25 protein-coding genes are annotated in these 26,544 nt (G+C 58.2%); 12 read left to right on the top strand and 13 right to left on the bottom strand.

The window, feature by feature from the left end; translation table 11 throughout:
- Window positions 1-21: 21 nt before the first annotated feature.
- Together SCT_RS02210 and moaC are read right to left on the bottom strand one after the other, a co-directional pair.
- On the bottom strand, window positions 22-363 hold the full coding sequence (locus SCT_RS02210) for a rhodanese-like domain-containing protein (RefSeq protein WP_059418593.1): 342 nt from the start codon (window positions 361-363) through the stop codon (window positions 22-24).
- 196 nt (window positions 364-559) lie between these two features.
- Window positions 560-1,039: a cyclic pyranopterin monophosphate synthase MoaC gene (moaC, locus tag SCT_RS02205; RefSeq protein ID WP_059418587.1), complete on the bottom strand. Its 480-nt coding sequence runs from the start codon at window positions 1,037-1,039 to the stop codon at window positions 560-562.
- A 51-nt stretch (window positions 1,040-1,090) separates the two neighbouring features.
- Here moaC and SCT_RS02200 point away from each other — a divergent pair, with 51 nt between their 5' ends.
- The 5 genes from SCT_RS02200 to SCT_RS02180 all read left to right on the top strand — a co-directional run bounded on the left by SCT_RS02200 (window position 1,091) and on the right by SCT_RS02180 (window position 7,711).
- Entirely contained in the window at window positions 1,091-2,521 is a 1,431-nt protein-coding gene (locus tag SCT_RS02200) for a M48 family metalloprotease (RefSeq protein ID WP_059418513.1), read from the top strand.
- A 98-nt stretch (window positions 2,522-2,619) separates the two neighbouring features.
- Window positions 2,620-2,928: an ATP-dependent Clp protease adapter ClpS gene (gene clpS / locus SCT_RS02195; protein ID WP_059418512.1), complete on the top strand. Its 309-nt coding sequence runs from the start codon at window positions 2,620-2,622 to the stop codon at window positions 2,926-2,928.
- 1 nt (window position 2,929) lies between these two features.
- Window positions 2,930-5,194, top strand: coding sequence for an ATP-dependent Clp protease ATP-binding subunit ClpA (gene clpA / locus SCT_RS02190; protein WP_059418510.1), 2,265 nt, complete (start codon window positions 2,930-2,932; stop codon window positions 5,192-5,194).
- 88 nt (window positions 5,195-5,282) lie between these two features.
- A complete protein-coding gene (locus tag SCT_RS02185; RefSeq protein ID WP_059418507.1) occupies window positions 5,283-7,085 on the top strand; it encodes a sensor histidine kinase in 1,803 nt (600 codons plus the stop codon).
- Window positions 7,082-7,711 (top strand): response regulator transcription factor, encoded by a 630-nt coding sequence (locus SCT_RS02180; protein WP_059418505.1) that lies wholly within the window; start codon window positions 7,082-7,084, stop codon window positions 7,709-7,711. The genes SCT_RS02185 and SCT_RS02180 overlap by 4 nt, the downstream gene beginning before the upstream one ends.
- Window positions 7,712-7,749: 38 nt before the next feature.
- Here the strand turns inward: SCT_RS02180 and dsbG are convergent, their stop codons facing one another.
- The 9 genes from dsbG to SCT_RS02135 all read right to left on the bottom strand — a co-directional run bounded on the left by dsbG (window position 7,750) and on the right by SCT_RS02135 (window position 17,812).
- The gene (dsbG, locus tag SCT_RS02175; protein ID WP_059418503.1) at window positions 7,750-8,517 is read right to left on the bottom strand and encodes a thiol:disulfide interchange protein DsbG; all 768 of its coding nucleotides are present in this window, start codon (window positions 8,515-8,517) and stop codon (window positions 7,750-7,752) included.
- A gap of 7 nt (window positions 8,518-8,524) precedes the next feature.
- A complete protein-coding gene (locus tag SCT_RS02170) occupies window positions 8,525-9,352 on the bottom strand; it encodes a TlpA disulfide reductase family protein (RefSeq protein ID WP_059418502.1) in 828 nt (275 codons plus the stop codon).
- Window positions 9,353-9,363: 11 nt separating this feature from the next.
- The gene (locus tag SCT_RS02165; RefSeq protein WP_202812098.1) at window positions 9,364-9,885 is read right to left on the bottom strand and encodes a DsrE family protein; all 522 of its coding nucleotides are present in this window, start codon (window positions 9,883-9,885) and stop codon (window positions 9,364-9,366) included.
- A gap of 198 nt (window positions 9,886-10,083) precedes the next feature.
- Window positions 10,084-13,335, bottom strand: coding sequence for a molybdopterin dinucleotide binding domain-containing protein (locus SCT_RS02160; protein ID WP_059418499.1), 3,252 nt, complete (start codon window positions 13,333-13,335; stop codon window positions 10,084-10,086).
- A 10-nt stretch (window positions 13,336-13,345) separates the two neighbouring features.
- Window positions 13,346-14,485 carry an NrfD/PsrC family molybdoenzyme membrane anchor subunit gene (nrfD, locus tag SCT_RS02155; RefSeq protein ID WP_059418498.1) on the bottom strand — a complete coding sequence of 380 codons (1,140 nt, stop codon included), beginning with the start codon at window positions 14,483-14,485 and terminating at the stop codon, window positions 13,346-13,348.
- Between the two features lie 3 nt (window positions 14,486-14,488).
- Window positions 14,489-15,205 (bottom strand): sulfate reduction electron transfer complex DsrMKJOP subunit DsrO, encoded by a 717-nt coding sequence (dsrO, locus tag SCT_RS02150; protein ID WP_059418496.1) that lies wholly within the window; start codon window positions 15,203-15,205, stop codon window positions 14,489-14,491.
- 270 nt (window positions 15,206-15,475) lie between these two features.
- Window positions 15,476-15,688, bottom strand: a complete 213-nt coding sequence (locus SCT_RS02145; RefSeq protein WP_059418494.1) for a DUF2892 domain-containing protein — start codon at window positions 15,686-15,688, stop codon at window positions 15,476-15,478.
- An 83-nt stretch (window positions 15,689-15,771) separates the two neighbouring features.
- A complete protein-coding gene (locus SCT_RS02140) occupies window positions 15,772-16,440 on the bottom strand; it encodes a Crp/Fnr family transcriptional regulator (RefSeq protein WP_059418493.1) in 669 nt (222 codons plus the stop codon).
- Window position 16,441: 1 nt separating this feature from the next.
- Window positions 16,442-17,812, bottom strand: coding sequence for a sigma-54-dependent Fis family transcriptional regulator (locus SCT_RS02135; protein ID WP_059418491.1), 1,371 nt, complete (start codon window positions 17,810-17,812; stop codon window positions 16,442-16,444).
- Between the two features lie 251 nt (window positions 17,813-18,063).
- Here SCT_RS02135 and SCT_RS02130 point away from each other — a divergent pair, with 251 nt between their 5' ends.
- From SCT_RS02130 to SCT_RS02100, 7 genes are all read left to right on the top strand, one after another.
- Complete coding sequence (locus SCT_RS02130; protein ID WP_059418489.1) at window positions 18,064-18,261, top strand: hypothetical protein; 198 nt, start codon at window positions 18,064-18,066, stop codon at window positions 18,259-18,261.
- 63 nt (window positions 18,262-18,324) lie between these two features.
- On the top strand, window positions 18,325-19,593 hold the full coding sequence (locus SCT_RS02125; protein WP_059418487.1) for an NAD(P)/FAD-dependent oxidoreductase: 1,269 nt from the start codon (window positions 18,325-18,327) through the stop codon (window positions 19,591-19,593).
- Between the two features lie 68 nt (window positions 19,594-19,661).
- Window positions 19,662-19,859, top strand: a complete 198-nt coding sequence (locus SCT_RS02120) for a hypothetical protein (RefSeq protein WP_059418485.1) — start codon at window positions 19,662-19,664, stop codon at window positions 19,857-19,859.
- Between the two features lie 64 nt (window positions 19,860-19,923).
- The gene (locus tag SCT_RS02115) at window positions 19,924-21,192 is read left to right on the top strand and encodes an NAD(P)/FAD-dependent oxidoreductase (RefSeq protein WP_059418483.1); all 1,269 of its coding nucleotides are present in this window, start codon (window positions 19,924-19,926) and stop codon (window positions 21,190-21,192) included.
- 162 nt (window positions 21,193-21,354) lie between these two features.
- A complete protein-coding gene (gene acnB, locus SCT_RS02110) occupies window positions 21,355-23,910 on the top strand; it encodes a bifunctional aconitate hydratase 2/2-methylisocitrate dehydratase (protein WP_059418481.1) in 2,556 nt (851 codons plus the stop codon).
- Between the two features lie 6 nt (window positions 23,911-23,916).
- Entirely contained in the window at window positions 23,917-24,528 is a 612-nt protein-coding gene (locus tag SCT_RS02105) for a glutathione S-transferase (RefSeq protein ID WP_059418478.1), read from the top strand.
- A gap of 46 nt (window positions 24,529-24,574) precedes the next feature.
- Window positions 24,575-24,958 carry a hypothetical protein gene (locus SCT_RS02100; RefSeq protein WP_059418476.1) on the top strand — a complete coding sequence of 128 codons (384 nt, stop codon included), beginning with the start codon at window positions 24,575-24,577 and terminating at the stop codon, window positions 24,956-24,958.
- Here the strand turns inward: SCT_RS02100 and mnmA are convergent.
- Both mnmA and SCT_RS02090 read right to left on the bottom strand, forming a co-directional pair.
- Window positions 24,952-26,019, bottom strand: a complete 1,068-nt coding sequence (gene mnmA / locus SCT_RS02095; protein ID WP_059418474.1) for a tRNA 2-thiouridine(34) synthase MnmA — start codon at window positions 26,017-26,019, stop codon at window positions 24,952-24,954. The two genes, SCT_RS02100 and mnmA, sit on opposite strands and share 7 nt — an antisense overlap.
- The gene (locus SCT_RS02090; RefSeq protein ID WP_059418471.1) at window positions 26,009-26,530 is read right to left on the bottom strand and encodes a hypothetical protein; all 522 of its coding nucleotides are present in this window, start codon (window positions 26,528-26,530) and stop codon (window positions 26,009-26,011) included. The genes mnmA and SCT_RS02090 overlap by 11 nt, the downstream gene beginning before the upstream one ends.
- Window positions 26,531-26,544: the final 14 nt, after the last annotated feature.

The following is a 26,544-nucleotide window of genomic DNA, read 5'->3' as shown; positions in this document are numbered from 1 at the left end:
GCGACAATTCCCTGACAAAAATCAAGCCGCCTTGGCGATCGCCAGACCGGACTGCGCCCAGGCAATAATGCCGCCCTGCAGGTTATACACGTTGTCGTGTCCCTTGGCAGCCATGAAGGCACAGGCCTGCGCCGAACGCGCGCCTGAACGGCAATAGAAGACGGTATGGACATCCTTGTCGAGCTCGTCAGCTTTGATCGGCAACAGGTGCAAGGGCAGATGTAGCGCACCTTCGATCACACCATAAGCAACTTCGTTATCACTGCGCACATCCACCAGGGCGAGATTCTTTTTCTCGCTCAACAGGGAGTGCAGCCCAGCAACATCAATTTCCTTGATGCCGAACATATTGGATCCAAACATGGCGATATTTTCCTTCATCAACAAAATCAGAGTTCGCTAATATACCAAAAAGCAGAAAATCTACAATTACTTTTATTTATGCACACTGAATTTTATTTTGCTCAACTCCCGCTACTCCTATTTTATATTAAAGACCACGCAACCGCCCCACAAGTTCCGGAACGCGAATCCCTGCCATACATCCTCCCCATACCCACTATTCTGCCGCCATCCAGCGGCCCGACTTGCCGCCCTGTTTCTCCAGCAGGCGGATGCCATCCATATGCATGCCACGATCCACCGCCTTGCACATATCGTAAATCGTCAGCAAACCGACGCTCGCAGCAGTCAACGCTTCCATCTCGACGCCGGTGCGCCCCAGGGTTTCCGCCGTGACGATGCACTCGATCGCCGCGTTGTGCTCGTCCACATTAAACTCCACGCTGACCTTGGTGAGCGCGAGCGGGTGGCATAAGGGAATTAATTCAGATGTGCGTTTCGAAGCCTGGATCGCAGCAATGCGGGCAACACCAAGAACGTCGCCCTTTTTGGCCCCGCCCTCCAGAATCAGCTTCAGAGTGGCGGACTGCATGGTAATTTTGCCGGCAGCGCGGGCGATGCGGCGAGTTTCCGACTTTTCCGTCACGCCCACCATATGCGCCTGTCCAGCCTCGTCAAAATGGGTGAATCCGCTCATTTTTGGCACCTGAATAATGAACTTATATTTTAAAGCGATTATCATAGCACCATGAATTTACGCCTCCTAGCCCTACTCATCCCGCTGCTGACCATGCCGGGCGTGTTGGCCGATGGCCTGCCCGACTTGGGGGAGGCATCGCAAAGCGGTTTCTCCCCGCAAACCGAGCGCCGCATCGGCGAGGCCATCATGGTTGACGTCCGTCATGACCGCAGCCTGGTGGATGACACCGAACTGACCGACTATCTCAACAACCTGGGCTACCGACTGGTGGCCTCCAGTACGGAAAATCGCCAGGATTTCGAGTTTTTCGTACTGCGCGACAACACTTTGAATGCCTTTGCCCTGCCAGGCGGGTTTATCGGTGTGCATACCGGACTGATACTCGCGGCACAGAGCGAATCCGAGCTCGCCGCCGTGCTCGGCCACGAGATCGCCCACGTCACGCAGCACCACTTGGCGCGCATCATCGCCAAGCAGGAGCAAAGCACGATTACCTCGCTTGCCGCGCTGGCGGTGGCGATCCTGGCTGCGCGCTCCAATCCGCAGGTTGCCAATGCCGCCATGGCGACGGCCCAAGCGACTTCCATCCAGACTCAGCTCGACTTCACCCGCGAACACGAGCGCGAGGCCGACCGTATTGGCATCCAGACACTGACCCAAGCCGGGTTCGACCCGCGTGCCGCGGTTTCTTTCTTCGAACGACTGCAAAAATCCAGCCGTCTGTACGAAAACAACGCGCCGGAATACCTGCGCACTCACCCGATCACCAGCGATCGCATTGCCGACCTGCAGAACCGCCTGGAAGACAAACCCTATCGCCAAGTTCCTGACAGCCTGGAATTCCAGCTAGTGCGCGCCAAACTGCGCGCCGAGGAAGGAACGCCGCAGCAGGCAATCGCGCACTTCGAAGAAGCGCTGCGCGAAAAGAAATACAGCAGCGAAGCCGCCAGCCGATACGGCTTGGCGGCCGCCCTGCTACGCGCCAAGGAGACCGCACGCGCCGAGCAGGAGTTGGCACAATTACGCAAAATCACTGCGCCTAACGCAATTATCGAAAACCTGGACGCACTGATCAAGACTGCCTCCGGCCCGCCAAGTGCCGCCCTCACCCAATACCAGACTGCACTGAAAAGCTTTCCCAATCACCGGGCGCTGGTTTACGGCTATGCCGAAGCCCTGCTACAGAACCGCAACAGCAGCGATGCACTGAAGCTGGTCGGTGACCGGTTGCGCCGCTTCCCCAACGATGGCCGGCTCTACGAATTGCAGGCGCAAGGCTACGCCATGCAGGGCAAGATGCTGCTCTCTCACCAGGCGCAGGCCGAAGCTTACGCCCACCAGGGCAATCTGGTCGCTGCCATCGAGCAGCTACAGCTCGGCCTGAAGGCGGGCGACAGCGATTTCTACCAACTTTCCATTGCAGAGGCGCGGCTCAAGGCATTGCGCGCCGAACATGCCGAGCTCACCAAGAAACCCTAGCATTCAGAGGGGTGTTATTTTTCCTCATTCCCCCCTGGGGGTACTTGAAAAATCCACAGGCAGCGTCAAAATAACTTTAGTATGCTTAAGGGAATCGAATGGGTAGCAAGCGTCAAGAAACTCCGGTACTGGAAACAGTAAAAAGCAGGCTGAAGACCCCGCCACTGTTCAATGTGGTATTGCTGAACGATGACTTCACTCCGATGGAGTTTGTCGTCGAGGTACTGCAGCAATATTTTTCCAAGACCTACGAACAAGCGACGGAAATTATGCTCAAAGTACATACTGAAGGCGTTGGCCTATGTGGGGTGTACCCCAAGGACATCGCCGCAACCAAGGTGGAACAGGTCGTGGCATTCGCCCGGCAGCATCAACATCCGCTGCAATGCGTGATGGAGGAAAAGTGAAATGATCGCACAGGAACTTGAAGTCTCTTTACATATGGCTTTCATGGACGCGCGCCAGAAGCGCCATGAGTTCATTACCGTGGAGCATCTGCTGCTGGCCATGCTGGACAACCCCAGCGCGGCCAAGGTGCTGCGCGCCTGTGCCGCCGACATCGACGAGCTGCGCAAAACCCTCGCCGACTTCGTCACCACCCAGACTCCCACCATAGCCGGCTCGGGTGAGGTGGACACGCAACCCACCCTGGGCTTTCAGCGCGTGATCCAGCGCGCCATCCTGCACGTCCAGTCCTCCGGCAAAAAAGAAGTAACCGGCGCCAACGTACTAGTGGCAATTTTCGGCGAGAAAGATTCCCATGCGGTGTATTTCCTCAGCCAGCAAGGCATTTCCCGCTTCGACATAGTGAATTACATCTCGCACGGCATCAGCAAGGTACCGGAAGGCAATGTGCCGCGCCAGGATCCGGAGCAGGAGGCCGAGCAGGAGTCCGCCCCCGCCGGTGCCCTGGACAACTTCACCCTGAACCTGAATACCCAGGCTCTGGCTGGCAAGATTGACCCGCTTATCGGGCGCGAACTGGAACTGGAACGGACCATACAAACCCTGTGCCGCCGCCGCAAAAACAACCCTCTGCTGGTCGGCGAGGCTGGCGTCGGCAAGACTGCCATTGCAGAAGGTCTGGCGCGGCGCATCGTCGAGAGGGAGGTGCCCGAAGTGCTGGCCGAAAGCACGGTCTACTCGCTCGACATGGGCGCGCTGCTGGCTGGGACCAAGTACCGCGGCGATTTCGAACAACGCCTCAAAGCGGTACTGAAGCAACTCAACGAGGACCCGCACGCCATCCTGTTCATTGACGAGATCCACACCCTGATCGGCGCCGGCGCCGCTTCCGGCGGGACGCTCGACGCCTCCAACCTGTTGAAGCCCGCCCTGAGTTCCGGGCAGCTGCGCTGCATCGGCGCCACCACTTACAACGAATATCGCGGCATCTTCGAGAAGGATCATGCCTTGTCTCGGCGTTTCCAGAAGATCGACGTGCCCGAGCCCAGCGTGGAGGAAACCGTGGCCATCCTGCGCGGACTGAAATCGCGCTTCGAAGCCCACCACGGCGTCAAGTACACGGCGGCGGCACTAACCACAGCGGCTGAGCTGTCAGCACGCTACATCAACGATCGCCACCTCCCCGACAAAGCCATCGACGTGATCGATGAAGCAGGGGCTGCGCAGCGCATCCAGCCGAAATCGAAGCAGAAGAAGACCATCACCAACAAGGAAATTGAGGAAATCATCGCCAAGATCGCGCGCATCCCGCCGAAGAGTATTTCCAGCGATGATCGCAACGCCCTCAAGACCCTCGATCGCGACCTCAAGTCCGTGGTATTCGGCCAGGACAAGTCGATCGATATGCTCGCTTCGGCGATCAAGATGGCTCGTTCCGGCCTCGGCAATCCGCACAAGCCGATTGGCTCCTTCCTGTTTTCCGGCCCGACTGGCGTTGGCAAGACCGAAGTGGCGCGGCAGCTGGCCTACACCTTGGGCATCGAGCTGATCCGCTTCGACATGTCCGAATACATGGAGCGGCACGCGGTATCTCGCCTGATCGGCGCCCCGCCCGGCTATGTCGGCTTCGAACAGGGTGGACTGCTGACCGAACAGGTCACCAAACACCCTTATGCGGTGCTGCTGCTCGATGAAATCGAAAAAGCCCACCCTGATATCTTCAACATCCTGCTGCAGGTGATGGACCACGGCACGCTCACCGACAACAATGGCCGCAAGGCGGACTTCCGCAACGTGATCATCATCATGACCACCAACGCCGGCGCCGAATCACTGACCAAGAGCAACATCGGCTTCACCACCGCGCGGCAGCAAGGCGATGAAATGGCGGAGATCAAGCGGCTATTCAGTCCGGAATTCAGGAACCGCCTGGACGGCACCATTTCCTTTGCGCCGCTCAGCCGCGAGATCATCCTGCGAGTGGTGGACAAGTTCCTGATGCAGCTGGAAGAACAGCTCCACGAGAAAAAAGTGGAGGCCGTGTTTACCGATGCCCTGAAGGATCATTTGGCCAAGCATGGCTTCGACCCTGCAATGGGCGCGCGACCGATGGCGCGGCTGATTCAGGACACCATCCGCAAGGCGTTGGCGGACGAACTACTGTTCGGCCGACTGGCCCATGGCGGCAAGGTGGTGGTGGATATTGACGAGCATGAGAATGTCCGCCTCGAATTTGCCGAGAATAGCGAAAAGGCTGTCAGCGTTTAACTTGGCCGCAAGAAAACAAAAAGGCGCAGGGTTGAATAATCCTGCGCCTTTTTTACAGCCAAGTTTGATAAGACGATAATAAATAGACATGCTCTTTCTGCGACCACTCTACCGGCTTGGCTTTTTCTTGATGGGCGTGACCCTGCTGCTCCAGACATCCCACGCGGACGCAAGCAATGCGACTACGGTACGGATCGGTGTGCTGGCCTATAAAGGTGCCGAGGCGGTACAGGCGGATTGGTCATATGTCAGGAATTGGCTTGTGGACAGCATTCCGGGCCATCGTTTCATTCTGCTTGATTTCGACCAAGCCGGGCTGACGGGTGCGGTGCATGAACGGGCCGTTGATTTCGTCATCACCAGCAGCGGCCACTACGTCGCCCTCGAACATAGCGATGGTGCCAGTCGCATCGCGACCATCGAGTCGCCTTGGGCCCTGTCACCAAGGCAATCGATCGGATCGGCAATCGTGGTGCGCGACGATGCGCGCTTGCACACATTGGCGGATTTGGCCGGCAAGCATGTGCTGGCGGTTGACCCGGATGCGTTCGGGGGTTACCAGATCGCTGCACGCGAATTGCTGGAAGCCGGTGTCGATCCTGAGCATGATCTCGCCAATCTGCAGTTTACGGGTTTCCCGATTCAAAAAATCGTGCATGCAGTTCGTGCCGGCCGAGCTGACGCCGGCATCATTCGCACCTGCCTGCTTGAGCAGATGATCCGCAGCGGCGAGATCGGCGCCGGGGAGTTGCGTGTGCTGGCGCCGATCGCCGCCAAGGGCTTCCAGTGCCAAACATCGTCACGCTTATACCCCGACTGGCCGTTCGCCGCCTTGCGTCATACCCCGGCGGAACTGTCCAAGCAAGTGGCCATCGCCTTGTTGCGTATGCCGCGTACCGCGGATGGCTATAGTTGGGCCGTACCCGCCGATTATCAGGTTGTCGACGAACTGTTCCGCGAACTGAAAATCGGCCCCTATGCCTATTTGCGTCTATGGACCTTCGAGGGCTTGCTGCGGCGCTACTGGGGCTGGCTGCTGCTGATTCTGACTTTGTTGGTCGTTTGGGCAGTGCATACCGTGCGCGTTGAACACCTGGTGAGTCAGCGCACCCGCGCGCTGCGCGCCGCGCAGGAGGAACAGCGCCGCATGGCAGAAGAGGCGCTCTTGCGTCAAACCACGCTCGACCATACCGCGCGACTGGCCATTCTCGGTGAAATGGCAAGCGCGATCGCGCACGAGTTGAACCAGCCGCTGGCGGCGATCCGCAACTTCGCCCGCGGCATGGCGCGGCGCATTACAGCAGGTCGATTGGAGCCTGCGCCCTTGCTGGACGGAACCGGCGAAATCGTCACGCAAAGCGAGCGGGCGGCAAGCATCATTCGGAACATCCGCGCTTTCGCCCAAAAAAGAGCATCCGAACAGAAGTCGGTCGATCTGATAGCCGTCCTGGGTGAAGCCATCGCCCTTTTCACCGGCACCCATCCGCAAGCGCGCGTTATTTGGCAACCCGACGCGACACAACGCGCCAAGGTGTTGGCCGACCCCGTGAAGATCCAGCAGGTCATGCTCAATCTGCTGAAAAACGCGCTGGATGCGCAGCAGACCGCCGGCCATGCACAGGAACCGATCGAGGCGCGGTTCCGGGTGGAAGCCAGCACCTATCTCGTCACCGTACGCGATTCCGGTTGCGGGCTTAAGCCCGAACAATTCGCGCACCTGTTCGAACCGTTCTTCACCACCAAACCCGAGGGCCTCGGCTTGGGTTTATCGCTCAGCAAAAGCATTATCGAATCGCTTGGAGGAACGCTGTCGGCTGTGGCCAACGATAACAATGCAGGGCTGACGGTGTGGTTCAGCCTGCCGAGAGAAGAATTACAGGAAGGTATATGAACGAACGCGATGCGGTGCTATTTGTGGTCGACGATGATGCGGCGATGCGCCGCTCGCTGGTTTATCTGCTCGATTCGGCGGGATGGCATGTAGCGTCTTTCGAGTCGGCGCATGATTTTCTCGACCGTTACGACGGACATGTGCCCGGCTGCCTGGTGCTCGACGTGCGCATGCCCCTGATGAGCGGATTGGAGCTGCAACAAACGCTCAAAGATCATGGCGTACATCTACCCATCATCTTTCTGACCGGCCATGGTGATTTAGCCATGGCAGTACAGGCGATGAAAACCGGTGCCTGCGATTTTATCGAAAAGCCATGCAAGGATCAGGTATTGCTCGATGCGGTTACGCGCGCGGTGCAGCGCAGCATTGAGGAGGGCCGGATCAGTACACAAACCCGCACAGCACAAACCGCTCTGGCGACTTTGACCGCGCGCGAACGCGAGGTGGCGGAGTTGATGGCCGCCGGCAAGCCCAACAAAATCATCGCCCGCGAGATGGCCATCAGTGACAAGACCGTCCAGGTGCACCGCCATAACACGATGGAAAAGCTGGGTGTGCATTCGGCGGCGGAAATCGCCCATCTGTTGATGGAGGCCAAAGCGGGCCATCCTGGCTCGCATTAAGGAAGGCCTGATCGAGCTTTTTCATGAACCGCCCAGGCTCAACGCGGGCCAAGAATCTGGGTCAGCGCCTCTGCCGATGGCGCTCCTTGTATCTTTTGCAGATTGCCGCTGGCATCCTTGTAGAAGATGGTCGGAGTGGCAGAGGCCCCGAGTTGCTGCATCAATCTCTGGTTGGCGTCGAGCTGCGCGCGAACTGTTGCCGATATCTGGCCCAAGGGCTTGACGCCACCACTGGCATGCTGTTGTTCGTGTTGGGTCAGGGCGACTTGCGGATCCTTGGCAGAGAGCAGTGCCGCCGCCTTGCCCGCGCTGGTATCTGTCAGGATGGCGACGATGACGTGACGCAACTGCACCTTGCCGGCAGTGACCCAGGGTCGGGCATCATTCCAGAACTTATTGCAGTAGGGGCAGTTAGGGTCGGTAAACGTGTAGATGACACGCGGGGCATTCTTACCGCCATCGGCAATCCAGGCGCTCTTCTCAAGCTGCTTCCAGATTTTCCCGGTCATGGGTTTGCTGACTAGCCTGTCCAACGGTTCCTGGCTCAGGTTGGCCCCTTTTGCGTCGGTCATGGAGCCGATGATCGCCTGTTTGCCGTCGGCGGTCAGGTAGATGGCCAGCGGCTGTTGCTCGATCATGCCGGCATAGCCGGTCAGCCCGCCTGGCGCAGCAAAGGTGCCTATCACCTCAACACCCCGGGCTTCGAGCGCCTTGATCGGAGCCGGCCAGTCTTTCGCATGTGCACCCAGGGTCATGCCGAGCAAGGCCAACAAAGCGGCAAACAGAACGTATGGGTTTTTAATCATGGGTGATTCACTCCTTATTTGAGAGGTTTTTACGCGAGCGCAGCTGGTTTAATTTACTCGCCAGCGAGGCGGCCGATAGCTCGCCCAGGTGGGTATCGATCAGCCGTCCGTTGGCGTCGTAGAAAAGTGTGGTTGGCAACGCCATGGAGCCAACCTCCCGGCCGACTCCGGCGCCGTGGTCGAGCAGAACGTTGGCGAGATCGAGTCGAGCGGCGGTGAGATAATGCTGGGCTGTCGTCCCATCTTCGCCCTGGTTGGCAAAGACAAAGCGCACTTCCGTTTCCTGTTTTTGCGCGGCGGCGAGCACCGGCATTTCGCGCCGGCATGGAGGGCACCAGCTGGCCCACAAGTTGACGACCATGGGCTTGCCGGCAGCCAGCGCAGCGAGGTCTGCCGGCTCGCCCGCAAGCGTCGTCAACGCCACCTTGGGCAGAGCCGTATTGTCCATCATGAGTATCGCCCCGAACATCGCTCCCCAGGCAATCGCCCCTGCCGCCAGCCCCAGTGTCAGCGGTTTGCGTAGTGCCGCACGGCGCCAGCCCCGCCAGATCGCCACCAGCAACGCCGCCGCCACCCCGGCCCACGGAGTGAAGCCGCCGTCGCGGATATCGAGCATGGACCAGGGCGTGCCGCGGTAAGTGTCGAACCAGATGGCAACGAAGGCGATGCGTGCCACCAGCACAGCTGCGATCAGCATGTCGGTCAAGATGTTGCCTATGCCCGTTTGCTGACCACGCCCGACTAGGCGGCCAACCCCAGCCGCAACTAGCAGAGCCACCATCATCAGCAACAGGGTGATCGGCACGGGGAGGGGGCCCAGATTCACTGTCAGCATGCCCAGCCTCCCTATGGCTGGATCATCACGTAGCCTTCCTGCACCAATTGCACGATCCGTCCGAGTGCACCGGAATTCACCTTCACCCCGGGCAACAGGTTCTCATTGCCCCACTTATTGGCTTTCATGGTGACAACGCATTCCTCGATCTGGGCACCCTGCTTGATCAGGTCTTCGACCATGCCCTTGTAGGGGTTGCCGGTGCTGGTCTTGCGCGCCGCATTGTAAGCTTCGTCGTTAAGCAGCATGTATCCGGCATCCCCATGGAAAACAGCAACCAGGCTCGACTCGGTACCGGCCTGTTTGAACCGTTCCAGCATCAGGTTCATGTGCTTGAGACCAACAGGGGTATCGCCGCTAAATGCGGCATGGTCCAGGTTGAAAACGACCTTCGCCTGTTTTAGTGCGACCGGGACGTCGATCCGGATCTGGGGTGCAGGCGCCGGCTGTTCGGCAATGGCAGGCATGCTAATGGCGGAAGCCATGAGAGTGGAAAGGAAAAGTTTTCGTGCAAAGTGCGACATTGGTTTCATTTTAATTCCTTGGTTGACGTTGAAAATTGGATACGCGAGAAAACACTATCGACCGCGCCAAAAGTCATATTTGACGCGGCATTCCGGAAGATTTTGATTAGCCCTCGATTAGGCGATGCTCGGCATATTTCTTTATGAGGACCGGATAAGCCGCGCAAGAGCACCCCCACCTGCTGTCGGGCAAGCCCGGCCCTCCCGTCACGCCCGCACCAGACGCGCCGGCAAACCCTGCCGCACAGTGGTTCCCGCCACTGGGTCGACGAACACGTTGCGTCCGTTGCGGGTCGGGTCGCTCAATCCCATATCATTGAGATTGATGCCGGCAGCAATCGCCGGCTCGTGCGGCTGCACTTTGTCACCGATGCGATGCGCCCGTGCACCGAGCTCGCGATGGCCAAAACCGTGCTCAACCGCAACTACTCCGCGCTGCACGCCGTGGCGCAGAATCACCGTCGCCTTGGCGCGCCCTCCCGGGGTTTCGAGATAGACCTGGTCGCCGCTGTGCAAGCCCAGTCGAGCCGCATCGTCCGGATGCAGCGCCACCGGGTTGTCGGGGTGAATGCCACGCAAGCGCCGTGCACCGATGCTGTAAGAGTTTTGCAGCGGCGATTTGTAGCTGATCAATTGCAGCGGCCATTCCGCCTCGGGGTACTTCTTGCGTACCGGCGTGCCGTCGGCGAAAGCTGGTTCGTGCCACGATGGAGTGCCGGAAAAACGCTTGCCGGTGAAACTATTTTTGGTGGTGCCAACGTTTTCGTTATAGAGCATCATGGGCTTGGTGTAGCGATGCGTGGCCCAGTCAGATGGGTAAGGCGCTTCCTCCTTCACCGCGTGGACGGCAGCGCCTGCCACCGTCGCCGCTGCCAGCGACTTGATGCCGGCAGATGTGGAGGTTTTGGCCAAGACGGCCCCTGCTGGCGCGGCATGCGCTTTGGGATCGGCCGGAGGTGGTAAGCGCAGGCCGAACATTTCCTTGTAGTTCTGATACCGTCCGCCCCGCGCCAGCATGAAAGCCACCTTGCGCCACTCTTCGGGCTTGAGTGTTTTTTCCAACAGGGGACGGATACGGGCCACGCCGGACAGTTCGATATCCTCGTCGCTCGCTTCCGGCACCGGCGTCTTGCCCTGCCACGCGATATTCGCACCCCCGCGCAGATACCAGTCCTCGGGGCGCTCCAGCGAGCAGGGCTGGCCTTCGTTGTCGGCGAGGCCGGTCGGGCCGAAGCCGGGCAATTGCATGGCCTTGGCCAGCGCGATGAAGAAGGTTTCCATGCCGATCGCCTGGCCATCCGGCAGCTTCTGGGCCTTGGGTTCGACCACCGGCCAGCGCGCCGTGCTCATCTTGACCGCCACCCCACCCCAGGCGCCAGCCCAGCCCCAGCTTTCATAGAGCAGCGAATCCGGCACGATATAGTCGGCAAAGGCCGAGGTTTCATTGATAAATGGGTCGACTGCCACGATCAGCGGCAGCTTCTTCGGGTCGACCAGATCTTTTTCGATTTGCGCGCGCAGTCCCGGCACGCCGTAAAGCGGATTGCAGCTCCACAGGATCAAGGCCTTGAGCGGATAGGGATAGCCGTTGATCGCGCTGGTCAGCCATTCGGACGCCAGGCCGGGGGCATTCGGATACCACGGTGCCTGCGCCGGGTAGGCCTTGCCGCCTTCCTTTTTGCGCTTGAACTCGGAAGTCTTTTCGTAGGGCACGTTGCGTCCGATCGGGATGCCGCTCGGCTTGACCTCGCCGGCAAAATTTTCCAGATTGTAGCGCGGCCCTTCACCGACATCCTTGAAACTGCCTCCACTGACCAGGGTACCCCCCTGGCGGTTGAGATTGCCGATCAGAGTATTCAGCATCACCACCGCATAGGCGTTGTAAAATCCGCTGCCGGACATCATGCCGCCATGCGCGTTGACAGCGGCACGTTTGCCATGGCTGGTGAATTCGCGCGCCAGTCCCTCGATGATCTCCAGCGGCACACCGCAGGCGGCGGAATAGTCGGCCAGGCTGTGCTTCAACGCTTCTTCACGCAGCAGGCTCATCGCGCTTTTGAGCTTGAGCGTATCCGCACCGACCTGTGCCTCGCCGTCAAAGAACAGCTCTGCCACACCCCTGGCTTCAGTGTGAACGACGAGCTTCTTCGCCACCTGATCGAACACGACGAAGGGGTCCTTGTCCTTGTAGCGTTCTTCTTCGGGGAAGACCATGCCCAAGTCGGAACCGCGCAAATAGCGGCCGTCACGCGCATGGCCCGGCTGGACGATCACCAAGTGCGTGGCATTGCTCCAGCTCGCTTCGCCGGACGCCTCGGCCACTTTGAGGTTGGGCTGGACGAGGTAATGCCGGTCGTAGCGTTCCTGCTCGATAATCCAGCGTATCATCGCCATCGCCAAGGCGCCGTCGGTGCCGGGCTTGATTGGCACCCAGCGGCTGCGGTCGCCGGCGGCCAAGCTGTCGGCATTGGTCAGCACCGGATCGACCACCACGTAGCTGAACTGCTTATTGCCCGAGCGCGCCTTGGCAATCAGCGTGCCCTGTCGCTTGAATGGGTTGCCAGCATTGCCGGGCGCAGTCCCGATGAAGATGCAGAACTCGACGTTTTCCAGGTCCGGCTTGGCGTGCGGCATTTTCTTCATGTCGCCGAACATCGCCCCCGAGCCGCTGCGATAAGCACCGCCGCAGTAGGAGCCGTGTCCCACCATGTTGAGGCTGCCGTAGGATTGCTTGATAAAACGGTCGACAAAGGCAAGGCGGCCCTCGTTGGTGCTGGCCATCAGGCCGACCTGATTGACCCTGGCGCCGAGTTCGGGCTGCTGCGCGTCGATCGGCGTCTCCAGGTCGCGCAAGGCGCGTAATCCCTGCACCTCGCCCTCGCCGAACAGGTTGCCGCCTTCGACGATCTCCTTGATCAACTGGTCGAACTCGATCGGCTGCCACTGGCTGCTGCCGCGCGGGCCGACGCGCTTCATCGGGGCCAGCACGCGAAACGGCGAATCCATTTGCTCGAGCACGGCATTACCGCGCCCGCAGGCGGTGGATCGCCCCGCCAGGCCTTTTTCCTCATAGCGCGTGAGCGACACGAAGCTTTCGCGGATCGGCGTCTGGAATGGCAGCGGCGGATCGGCCGACATCGGGCTGTACGGATTTCCTGCCACGCGCAACACCTTGCCGGTTTTTTTGTCGATGCGCACCCGCACGCCGCAGAAGGTGGTGCAGCCCGTGCACATGGTGTAGCTGACCTGCTGTTCCGGGTTGATGCTCAGCGCACCGGTGGCGGGATTTACGCTGAACTCGGGTGCCAGCGAATTACCATTCAACCGCTGCTTCGGCTGGTCCTTGCCAAGCACGTGGTCGAGCATTCTTCCGGCCGTGGTCGAGAAGCCCGCGGCAAAAGCGGTGAGACCGCCGCCTATCGCGGCCTTGCGCAGAAACGAACGACGTTTGTCTTCCATGCTAATCTCCTTAGTGCTGAGCAATCGCGCTGGTGGCGAGTGCGTTGGTTTCTTTTTTGTTGCGGCTGGCAAACGCCTGTCCGGCCCATGGCAAATAATCCACCATCAATACCAGCAGCGCGATCCACAAACCCAGCGTGCCGACTATGCCGAGCAGGCCGTCACCGCCGAGTGGCAGATGGTAATCATAAAGACCGGCGCCGGTTTTAGGGATAGACTGGCCGCCGATGAAGATGGTCCAGCGCATCATCCATGCGCTGTGCACGGCAATCAGCCCGGTAATCAGGCCGCTTGAGGCCGGACGCCAGATGGCCAGCGCCATCGGCAGGATCGTTGCCAGCACCGCCCACACTGCGGTCAGCTGCCATTGCGGCATGCCTGCCACCTGGCTGAAGGCGGCGCTGTGCGAGGGACTCACCCCGGACAGGCTGACGAAAAGCCATCCCCCGCCCAGCGTCAGTACTACCGCTAGAGCGAGCACAAGAAGGCGGTTGAGGCCAATTTCCAGCTGGGTATCATGGTCACCGACAAACCGGTTGAACAACAGGGCCAAACCGATTGCACCGGCGAAGGCGGTTGCCGCGAACTGCAGTGGCAGGAAAGCCGTATTCCACAGCGGGCGGGCGTGAACAACCATCACCTCCATGCCGGTATATAGTGCCACCAGCACGGCGCCCACCAGAGTCAGCAAGGCTGCGGCGGAAATGGCCATTCGCGGCGCTACGCCGCCACGCCCGGCAAGGCGATAGAGGCGGGTCAGTAATGAGTCGCCGCCTTGGCCCTGCACGGCAAAATCTCCGCGCAACGCCAACCATGCATAGAGCAGCAAGCCGACAAGGTAAACCGGGATAAAGAATGAACCCCACGACATCCAGGATTGAGGCTGGAAATGCAGGTAAAAATTCAAGAAACGCCCCGGACCGTGCAGGTCGGCCAGCAGGGCGACGGGCGCCGTCAGTCCGCAGGCCAGCGCACCGAGCAGGGCCAAACGGCCAAGCTTTTCGTACTGTGCGCGACCGAAGACAAAATACGGCAGTGTCAGCATAAAGCTGCCGTAACTGAGCCCGATCAGGAAAAAATACTGCACTGCCCACGGCAGCCAGGCGGTTTCGCGCGTAACGTTGAGTACTTCGATGATTTGGCTGTCCATGATTTAAGCTCCGTGTCCGCTTGGTTGCCATAAAGTACCTTCGCCCTCGACGCGCCCCTGGAAGCGCTCGTCCAGGCCAAGATAAAATACATGGGGTTGTGTGCCCATTTCCGGTTTCAGCACTTTCATCTTGTTCTGATCGACCAGGTGGCGGACTTTGCTGTTCGGATTGTTGAGGTCACCAAAGATGCGCGCTCCGCCCACGCAGGTTTCGACACAGGCCGGCAACAGCCCGGCATCAACCCGATGTGCGCAGAAAGTGCATTTATCCGCTTTGCCGGTTTCGTGGTTGATGAAGCGCGCGTCGTAAGGGCAAGCCTGCACGCAGTAGGCGCAGCCGACGCACCGGTCGCCATCGACTACCACCACGCCGTCCTTGCGCTGAAAGGTTGCACCCACAGGGCACACCGGAATACAGGGCGGATTAGCGCAATGGTTGCACAAGCGCGGCAACATGTAGGTGCCGGTATGCTTACCTTCGTGCACCTCGTAAGTGGAAACGATGGTGCGGAAACTGTTCTCCGGCACGGCATTTTCCATGATGCAGGACACCGTACAGGCTTGGCAGCCGATGCATTTTTGCACATCGACCACCATCGCCCAGCGATGCTTGCCCTCCTCTTCCCCTGCCGCCGAAGCGATTGCCGGAGCCGGAGCCAACGCCGCTCCGACGGTGATGGCCGGCAAGGCGCGCAAGAAATTGCGTCGGGATTGAATCATTTGACCCTCCTTTTGCTGTAAGCGAGCCTTATTGGCTTATGTGCATGATAGGAGAGCAGGCGCCTTGAAGATATTGGATGTTTGTTGCGGTCGACTACACAAAATAACCTATATACATGAATCGGATTTTATGGCACCCGATGAAATCTTGCCGCCAGCAAGGTGGCCCGAAGGGCGGCATTGAAAAGGCCGTCAGCGTTTAGCCTGACCGAAAAAAAGCGCAGGATCTCTAGAATCCTGCGCTTTTCGTTTAAAACCTGGCCGGCTGATTTACTTCTTTTTTTCTTCCACCTGGCAAGTGCTCATGCCGAACAGACTATAGGCCGGGCACCAGTTCATCAGCCCGGTGGCCAGTGGCACGACGCCGATCAGACCCCACAGCCACAGGCCGTCTTCGCTCTTGAGAACGAACACCAAAGCCAGCAATACTATCCCGGCCACGATGCGAAGTACCCTGTCAATTCCACCCACGTTTGCTTTCATTTTCACATCCTCCATTCAAAAAATATTTACGGTATGCAAATCTTAAGCGCGACGGCGCCGGATGTCTGTGACTTTGGTTACACTCACGGCGAAGCTTGCGCAATGTTGCGCAGCACGACCGCATCGAGAATTCTGATCTGTTCCCGGCCCAGAGCGACTAGGCCCTGATCCTGAAAATTTTTTAACAGCCGGCTGATCATCTCGCGTACGCTGCCGAGTTCATCAGCCAGACCCTGATGGGTGGCATTGACGACTTCTCCCTTCGCCAGCAGCAGCGCCGCCAAACGCTGATCGAGCTTGTGAAAGGCAACTTCTTCCACCAGTTGCATCAGGTCGGCGAGGCGTTCGCCGAACAGGTTGAAAATATACGCGCGAAAAGGCGGATGCTGCTCGATCAACTGGGTAAACAACGCCCTCGGCACCACTACCGCCGTCAAGTCATGCTCCGCCACGCCGCGCGCCGGATAGGCGACGTTGCCCAACAAACAGCTGCTGGTAATGATGCAGCTTTCACCGGGCAGAACACGGTAGAGCTGGAGTTCGCGCCCATTCGCCCCAGCCTTGGCCACGCGCACCGAGCCCGACAGAAGCATGGGGAAAGCCTGGCACGGACCGCGTGATTCGAACAACACTGCCCCCGCCGGTGCTTCGATATAGGCGGCCTCCTGGTCGAGCCGCAGCCGCAGGTCGGCGGGCGTATCCCGTAGCGCAGGAAACAGGGTGAGAAGCCGATCCTTGATGATATCGTCCATCTCACTTCTCCGAATGCAGCCCGTAGCGGTTCAGTTTACGATACAACGTACGCTCGCTGATGCCAAGTATATCCGCCACTGTGCGGCGATGGCCGCCGTGATGTTTCAGCAGCTCGCAAATATGGCGGATTTCCATTTCCTCAATAGAGAGGGAAGAGGGAGTAACCGCTACGGTGAGGAGCACCGGATTACCCTCAGACAGCCTCTCCCGCGCTACCGGCTGTGCTTTGTCCCCGTTCAGGCTGTCAAATTGAATATGCCTAGCATGAATCATCCCCTTGCCGGACAAAGCAATCGCCTTCTGCAAAACATTGCGCAGCTCGCGCACATTGCCGGGATAATCATAGCTCATCAAGCGTGAAATAGCGTCTGCAGCAAATCTTGGCACATTCTTCCCTACCCCGCTGATGCGGGCAAGCAATGCATCAGCCAGCGCAGGAATATCTAGACGGCGCTCGCGCAGCGATGGAAGCATGACATCAATACCCGCTATCCGGTAGTACAGATCCTCGCGGAACAAGCCCTGATCCACCCGCTCCAGCAAATTTCGGTTTGTGGCGGAAATGACCCGCACATCCGCCGTCAGGTTTACCGTACCCCCCACCCGACGGTATTCACCTGTTTCCAGCACGCGGAGTAGTTTGGGTTGCATGGAAAGAGGAATTTCCCCGATTTCATCGAGAAACAGCGTGCCGCCATCCGCCAGCTCGAACAAACCTTGCTTGCGGCCGATGCAGCCCGTGAAAGCTCCGCGCTCGTGGCCGAAGAATTCGCTCTCGAACACCGATTCGGCGATAGCAGCGCAATTGACTGAGACATATGGACGCCCCACCCGGGTCGAACGCTTGTGTACGAATTCCGCCGCCAGTTCCTTGCCGACGCCACTTTCCCCATACAGCAGTATCGGTGCATCCGACTCGGCCACACGACCCAGCTTGTCCGCACACTCCAGAAAGGCGGGCGAATGACCGATCATGCGCATTTCGTCGCAATCCAGCTCTTCCGAAGACCCCAACGGCACGATGGCCTCGCCCAAGTAAAGGCAACCGTCCCGCCCGTGAATCGGATACCCCTTGAGGCGCACCCGCTCGGCACGATTATCATTGTCGTAATGAATATGCAGTACCTGGCAAGCCTCACCGGTTGCAAATACCTTCTGGTGTGGGCAGACCTCGCCGTTCTCGTGGCAGGGCACGGAGGAATGATGAGAAATTTCGTGACACAAGCGACCCACAATCTCATCCGGACTCATGCCATATACCTGACAATAAGCATGATTTGCAGAAACCACACGGTAATCCTTATCGATCAAGACGAATGGATTTTCCTGGATATTGATCAGGGATTGCAAATCGAGAGAAAGATCGTTCATTTTGGCGCCGCTCCATGACAAATTGTCATGACACAGTATAGTCATGCCTAAGCCGCCATGCAAATCAAAAAGTTATCGCCTCAGCAAGCCGAAAAAACATTCCCCATGAATGACTATACTGACACATTGGCATGACAGTCTGTCATCACAAAAATAATACCGATTAAATATCATTAATAATCAATAGGTAAAGTTATGGCACGTTGATTGCTTATGGACATACTACAACCTCGTTAAATATGGAGAAAAAAATGGCCGCAAATTGGATCCTGCAAGAAGGTGTAAAAATGGACGACGCGACTGCCAGCGAAGTCGCCAAGATCGCCTGCGCGCTGAAATCCCTGTCAGCCTATACAAGCATGGCGATGGAGAGCGAAGACGCACCGGAAGACCTGCAAGCCATCGTAGACGAAGGACTTGAGGCGATGGCCCGAATTTTCGTCTGGTAACTCGGGATTACTCCCAAAAAAACGGTACCTCAGAAAAACGCTTAACCCAAAGGAACTATAAACATGGCACATATCGTAATTCTCGGAGCAGGCATCGGCGGCATGGCATGCGCATACGAAATGCGGGAGCAAGTTCGCCCCGAAGACAAGGTTACCGTCATTTCAGACTCACCATTATTCCAATTCACCCCTTCCAACCCCTGGGTCGCCGTCAACTGGCGCACCAAGGAAGACATCACCATTCCCATCGCGCCCTATTTTGCGCGCAAGGGCATCAACCTGATCGCGACACCGGCGAAGCGCGTTCACCCAGAAAAAAACCAGATCGAACTGACCGACGACCAGATTATCGACTATGACTTCCTGGTCATCGCCACCGGCCCGAAACTCGCCTTCGACGAAGTAGAGGGCATGGGCCCGGGCAAAAACACTTATTCCATCTGCCACGTCGATCACGCAGTCGAAGCCGGCAAGGCATGGGAGCAGTTCATACGGGATCCGGGCCCAGTCGTAGTGGGTGCCGCGCAGATGGCTTCCTGCTATGGGCCTGCCTATGAATTTGCCATGATCATGGACACCGACCTGCGCAGACGCAAGATCCGCGACAAGGTACCGATGACCTTTGTCACCGCTGAACCCTATATCGGCCATCTCGGACTAGGCGGCGTGGGAGATTCCAAGGGACTGATGGAGTCCGCCATGCGCGACCGCCACATCAAGTGGATTTGCAATGCCAAGGTCACCAAGGTCGAGCCGGGCAAGATGTTCGTCACCGAACTGGACGACATGGGCAACGTCAAGAAGGAGCACGAACTGCCGTTCAAGCACTCGATGATGCTGCCGGCCTTCAAGGGCGTGGATGCCGTATTCGGGATCGAGGGCTTGGCCAACCCGCGCGGGTTCATCCTGATCGATCCGTTCCAGCGCAACCCGAAATACAATAATATTTACGCAATCGGCGTGTGTGTCGCCATTCCGCCGGTGGAAGCCACTCCAGTGCCAACCGGCGCGCCCAAGACCGGCTACATGATCGAAACTATGGTCACCGCCACGGTACACAATATCCGCGCAGTACTCGACGGCAAGGAGCCGGATTTCAAGGCCACCTGGAACGCCATCTGCCTGGCCGATTTCGGCGACACCGGCGCCGCCTTCGTGGCATTGCCGCAGATTCCGCCGCGCAACGTCAACTGGTTCAAGGAAGGCAAGTGGGTGCATCTGGCCAAGATCGCCTTCGAGAAATACTTTTTGCGGAAAATGAAAAAAGGCACCACCGAACCGATTTACGAGAAATACGTACTCGGCGTGCTCGGCATCAAGAAGAAAAAATAAAGCATTATTTTATTGTTGTGCCTCCGTTTTGGGCGGCTTCGGCCGCCCTCTTTTTTAAGGTGAACAGAGTGTCCGTCCAATGGAAACTGCGGGAAGGGGTAAACCTGGATGATGCGACCGCCTGCAATGTCTCCAAGATCGCCTGTGCGCTGAAGTCCCTGTCAATTTATACCCGCCTGGCGATGGAAAGCGAGGACGCGCCTGAAGACCTGCAGACCATCGTAGACGAGGGACTGGAAGCGATGGCCCGAGTCTTCGTCTGGTAATCCCTTATCGTACGAAACTGATCACCCTGAAAACAACGGCATTAACCCCAAGGAACCCGTGCATATGGCACATATCGTAATTCTCGGCGCAGGCACCGGTGGCATGACGTGTGCGTATGAAATGCGGGAGAAGGTCAGGCCTTGGGACAAAGTCACCGTAATCTCGGATTCACCCAATTTCCACTTCGTCCCATCCAACCCCTGGGTCGCTGTCAACTGGCGCACCCGCGAAGACATCGAAATTCCGATCGCCCCCTATTTCAAGCGCAATGGCATCGACCTGATCGCCACGCCAGCAAAACGGGTGCATCCAAAAAAAGACCAGATCGAACTCACGAACGGCCAAATCGTCGATTACGACTTTCTGGTCATCGCTACCGGGCCGAAACTCGCCTTCGACGAAGTAGAAGGCATCGGTCCGGGCAAGAATACACATTCCATCTGTCACGTCGATCACGCAGTCGAAGCCGGCAAGGCATGGAACCAGTTCATCAGGGATCCCGGGCCGATTGTCGTTGGCGCAGCGCAGGGCGCTTCCTGCTTCGGACCGGCCTACGAATTCGCCATGATCATGGAAACCGACCTGCGCAGACGCAAGATCCGCGACAAGGTGCCGATGACCTTCGTCACCCCCGAACCCTACGTCGGCCATATCGGCTTGGGCGGAGTGGGCGACTCCAGGGGGATGATGGAATCAATCATGCGCGAGCGCCACATCAAGTGGATATGCAACGCCATAATCACCCGGGTCGCGCCGGGCAAGATGTTCGTCACCGAACTGGACGACATGGGAAACGTCAAAAAGGAGCACGAACTACCCTTTAAACATTCGATGATACTGCCGGCTTTCAAGGGCGTAGACGCGGTATTCGGCATTGATGGCCTGACCAATCAGAGCGGTTTTATCCTGATCGATCCCTACCAGCGCAATCCCGAGTACGACAATATCTACGCAGTGGGCGTATGCGTCGACATTCCTCCGGTGGAATCCACCCCGGTGCCAACCGGCGCACCCAAGACCGGCTACATGCTTGAGAGCATGGTCAGTGCCACAGTTCACAACATATGCGCTACTCTTGACGGCAATGTTCCCGATCATAAAGCCACCTGGAACGCCATCTGCCTGGCAGATTTCGGCGACACCGGTGCAGCCTTCGTGGCGTTGCCGCAAATCCCACCGCGCAACGTCAACTGGTTCAAGGAAGGAAAATGGGTGCACTTGGCCAAGATCGCCTTCGAGAAGTACTTTTTGCGGAAAATGAAAAAAGGCACTACCGAGCCGATTTATGAAAAGTACGTCCTCAATGTACTGGGTATCAAAAAGCTTAAATAGCGACCTCTGAAGTTTTTCTGTTGTGTCTCCGTTTTGGGGCGGCTTCGGCCGCCCCTTTTTTTGACATTACGAGCAACCGGCATTTCAAGAAGGGTTAAGCGACCTGTCAATAACGGATATAATAGAATATTGTCAAAACACTTTCTTTATCGAGCGCATACCATGCTGAAAGCCTATCGTGACCATGCTGCCGAGCGCACCGCGCTTGGTCTGCCGCCGCTACCTCTTGACACAGGGCAAACTACGGCACTAGTCGAACTGCTGATGAATCCTCCTGCGGGTGAAGAAACTTTCCTCGTCAATCTTCTGGAAAACCGCACTCCTGCCGGCGTGGACGATGCAGCCAAAATCAAGGCAGCTTTCCTCGCCGATATCGCCAACAATAGAGCAAGCTCGCCGCTGGTGAGTCCACAACATGCAGTCAGGCTGCTTGGCACCATGCTGGGCGGATATAACGTCACCGCCTTGATCGCGTTGCTGGATACCGCTCTTGCCGCCGATGCTGCCGAAGCGCTGAAACGCACCACCCTGATTTTCGACGCTTTCCATCAAGTCGCCGACCGGATGAAGGCGGGCAACGCCCATGCCAAAGCCTTGATTCAGTCCTGGGCTGACGGGGAATGGTTTACCGCCAAGCCTGCGCTGGCAGAAGCGATCAAAACCGTGGTGTTCAAAGTGCCGGGAGAAACCAACACCGACGACCTGTCACCAGCCCAGGCAGCCTGGTCGCGCCCCGACATCCCGCTCCACGCCACAGAAATGCTGGTCGCCAAAATGCCTGACGGTCTTGCCACCATCGCCAAGCTCAAGGAAAAAAATCTTCCTATCGCCTACGTCGGCGACGTAGTGGGTACTGGCTCTTCACGCAAATCCGCCATCAATTCGGTGCAGTGGCATATGGGTACAGATATCCCCCACATCCCCAACAAACGCACTGGCGGTATCGTACTGGGCAGCAAGATCGCGCCGATTTTCTTCAATACCGCAGAGGATTCCGGCGCACTGCCGATTGAGTTTGACGTTTCCACCCTGAATACCGGCGACGTGATCGTCATCCATCCCTACAAGGGCCAGGTCACCGACGAAGCAGGCAAGCTCATCGCCAGTTTTACCCTGGCACCGGTCACCTTGGCGGACGAAGTGCGTGCGGGCGGACGCATCCCGCTGATCATAGGACGCGGACTCACTACCCTGGCACGCACCACGCTTGGCCTTCCACACTCGACGCTGTTTGCCCTGCCCACCCCGGTAAATGATTCCGGCAAGGGCTACACCCTGGCGCAAAAAATGGTTGGCCGTGCCTGCGGCGTGGTTGGCGTACGCCCTGGTACTTATTGCGAACCCAGAATGACTACCGTTGGCTCGCAGGACACCACCGGCGGCATGACCCGCGACGAGTTGAAAGAAATCGCCTGCCTCGGCTTCTCTGCTGACCTGGTAATGCAAAGCTTTTGCCACACTGCCGCCTACCCCAAGCCAATAGACATCAAGCTACAACATGCCCTGCCGGATTTCATGACCAGCCGAAGCGGCGTGAGCCTCAAAGCAGGCGACGGGATCATCCACTCCTGGCTGAATCGCATGCTGTTGCCTGATACTGTCGGCACCGGGGGTGACTCTCATACCCGCTTCCCGATCGGGATATCCTTCCCCGCCGGCTCCGGCCTGGTAGCCTTTGGCGCGGCCATGGGCATCATGCCGCTGGACATGCCGGAATCGGTGCTGGTGCGCTTCAAGGGCAAGATGCAACCGGGCATTACCCTGCGCGATCTGGTCAATGCCATCCCCTACGCAGCGATTCTGGAAGGCTCCATGACAGTCGCCAAACAGGGCAAGAAAAATGTGTTCTCTGGCCGTATTCTCGAAATTGAGGGTCTGCCTGACCTGAAAGTAGAGCAGGCGTTCGAGCTTTCCGATGCTTCGGCTGAAAGATCCGCTGCTGCCTGCACGGTGCATCTCAACAAGGAACCGGTGATCGAGTATCTCAACTCCAACATCGCCCTGCTTGGCAATATGATCGAGAATGGCTACCAGGATGCTCGCACCCTGCAGCGCCGCATCGACGCCATGAAAGCCTGGCTGGCCAAGCCCGAATTGCTTGCGCCGGATGCAGATGCCGAATACGCACACATCATCGAGATCGACCTCGCTACTATCAAGGAACCGCTGGTGGCTTGCCCCAATGACCCTGACGACATCAAGCCGCTGTCCGCCGTCGCTGGCGACAAGATCGACGAAGTATTCATCGGCAGTTGCATGACCAATATCGGGCATTACCGCGCCGCTTCGAAAATGATCGAGGATGCCGGAATGGTGACGCCGCGCCTGTGGGTGGTACCGCCTACCCGGATGGATGAATCAGAGCTACGCGAAGAAGGCGCCTACGGTATATTTGGCCGCGCCGGGGCGCGCACCGAAATGCCCGGTTGCTCCCTGTGCATGGGCAACCAGGCGCGGGTTGCCGACAATGCCACGGTATTCTCCACCAGCACGCGCAACTTCGACAACCGGATGGGCAAGGGCGCCCGCGTCTACCTCGGTTCTGCCGAGCTGGCGGGAGCTTGCGCGCGTCTGGGACGCATCCCGACGGTGCAGGAGTATCTTGATCTGGTGAACAGCAAGATCGCTCCCGAGGCCGAGAATATTTACCGTTATCTCAACTTCGACCGGATGGAGGAATACCGTCCGCACAAGATCATTAAACTGTCGCAGGTGTAGCAAGAAATGAAACTGATCATGACCCCTACCAGCCCGTTCGCGCGCAAAGTGCGTATTGTCCTGGCGGAAAAACGCATCGAATACGAACAGGTGATCGACAGCCCATGGGAAGCTGGCTCTCACGTACCCGACTACAACCCGCTCGGCATGGTGCCGGTGCTGGTGCTGGACGACAACCACACCCTGTTTGATTCGCGCGTGATCGTTGAATATCTCGACACTGTCAGCCCGGTGTCCCAGCTGATTCCCAAGGACAGCCGCCAGCGTCTGGCAGTGCGCCGCTGGGAAGCACTGGCCGACGGCGTATCCGACGCCGCTGCCGCGATCTATATCGAGAAGAAACGTCCGGAATCGCAGCAAAGTCCAGAGTGGATCGTGCGCCAGGAACAGAAGGTGTTCCGCGGCCTCGAAGCAATGGCGGAAGAACTGGGCGAAAAGAACTGGTGCACCGGCGAGTTTTTCAACCTGTCCGACATCGCTGCCGGTTGCGCCATGGGGTACCTCGACCTGCGCTTTCCCGAGATTGAATGGCGCAAGTCTCACCCTGTGCTGGCCCGTCTCGCCGACAAGCTGTCGCAGCGACCTTCTTTCAAGGAAACCCTGCCGCCAGCAGCTTGAAGTGTGACGCCCGGATGAACTCCGGGTTAGCTGCTATATTTCAAGGATGATCCGCACGCTCAGCCTCATCCTGCTCTGCCTTGCTCTGCCTCTCACCTCGTGGGCGGCGGGCGAAGCTGTGGCTTATACCTCGCTGGCCATCACCCAACCCGCTGCGGAAGAAACCATCCACGGCAATACCGGCACCTTGGTCGTGGAACTAACGCTATCCCCTGCACTGCAAATCGAGCAAGGGCACCGGATCAAGCTGCTGCTGGACGGCACAGCCATGCCCGTCACGGGAACGACAAGTCTGACGCTTACGGAAATCGATCGCGGCGCCCACACTCTGCAAGCCGCGGTGGAGGGGCAATCGGGGGAAGTTTTGATTTTATCAGAGCCAGTCAGCTTCTATATGTGGCGGGCTTCAGCCCTGTTCCGCCGTTACTGAATCACACCTCCCCCCAGGCACACTTCGCTTTCATACACCACCACCGACTGTCCCGGCGTCACCGCCCACTGCGGCTGGGCGAAATCGATCTCGCAGTTTTCCCTATCCACGCGATGGATGCAGCACGGCGCATCCGCCTGGCGGTAGCGAATCTTGGCGCCATAGACCCAATCCGTGTGGGGCGCATGGCCTGACACCCAGGACAAGTCAGCGGCAACCAGAGCTTCCCTGAACAAAGCGGGATGGTCATGGCCCTGAACGACGATCAGCACGTTGCGCGCCATATCCTTGCCGGCGACGAACCACGGCTCACCCTGCCCGCCGATACCCAGCCCCTGTCTCTGTCCGATGGTGTGATAGGCCAGCCCCTCGTGCCGCCCCACCACTTTACCTTCCGGCGTTTCCATGTCGCCCGGCTGCTTCGGCAGGTAGCGAGAAAGGAATTCGCGAAACGGCCGCTCGCCAATGAAACAGATGCCGGTGCTATCCTTCTTTGCGTGGACCGGCAAACCAGCCTCCCTGGCAATGTCTCGCACCTCGCGCTTATATATTTCGCCCAAAGGAAAAATGGCCCTGGAAAGTTGCGCCTGATTGAGGCGATGCAGAAAATAGCTCTGGTCCTTGCTGCCGTCTTCCGCCTTGAGCAGCTCGAACAGCCCTGCCCGCTCCCGCACTTGGGCATAATGACCGGTGGCAATCTTGTCGGCGCCAAGAGCGATGGCATGATCGAGAAAGGCCTTGAACTTGATTTCTGAATTGCACAGCACATCCGGGTTGGGGGTGCGACCAGCCTGATATTCGCGCAGGAAAAGTGCGAATACCTTCTCACGGTATTCCTTGGCGAAATTCACCGCCTCGACCTTGATGCCGATCTTGTCGGCCACCGCCAGTACGTCCATGAAATCCTGCTTGGCCGGGCAATAGCCGTCTTCGGTATCGTCATCCTCCCAGTTCTTCATGAACAGGCCAACCACATCATAGCCCTGTCGCTTCAGCAGCAACGCCGCGACAGCGGAATCCACCCCGCCCGACATACCCACCACCACACGCTTATTCCTCATTGGGTTCCGCTCCAGCTAGCCATTCATCCAGTGGCACTACGAATGCCGGTTGTCCATTGTCGAAAAACCAGGAATCCACCGCAAACTCCTGGCCAGTCATTTGTTCCACGATGCGCGCCGCCCAATGGTCATTCACCAAAAGCGGAGCTCTCTTCACCGGCTCCAGCACACGGTGGTATTTAAGCCAGTCCTTACTTTCAAGCAGGCGAAGATAACTATTGGCATTGGCAGCTTCATCGATGCAATCCATCCGTCCATCCACGCCATCATCATTCACATTGCGGCCTTTATCGGCCCAGGTCGGAGTCTGCCGTCCAGCGGCAACCTCGAACAGTCCGATCACCAGGGAAATTGCCTTTCTTTCCTCGACTGCATCCGTTGCACGCAGCAACAACCTTCTGGCTGCGAGCAGTTGGTACGCTCTAAGATTAACCCTGGCGGTTGCGGCGCAGTCATAGTTGTAACAAATACTGACTTCATCGGCCTGCGCGGCCAGGCCGAAACACAACATCACCAGGATTATCC

The sequence above is a fragment of the Sulfuricella sp. T08 genome, assembly GCF_000971475.1.
Classification (GTDB): domain Bacteria; phylum Pseudomonadota; class Gammaproteobacteria; order Burkholderiales; family Sulfuricellaceae; genus Sulfuricella.
Note: the sequence above shows the minus strand (reverse complement) of the source record. Positions and strands in the feature narration are given on the sequence as shown.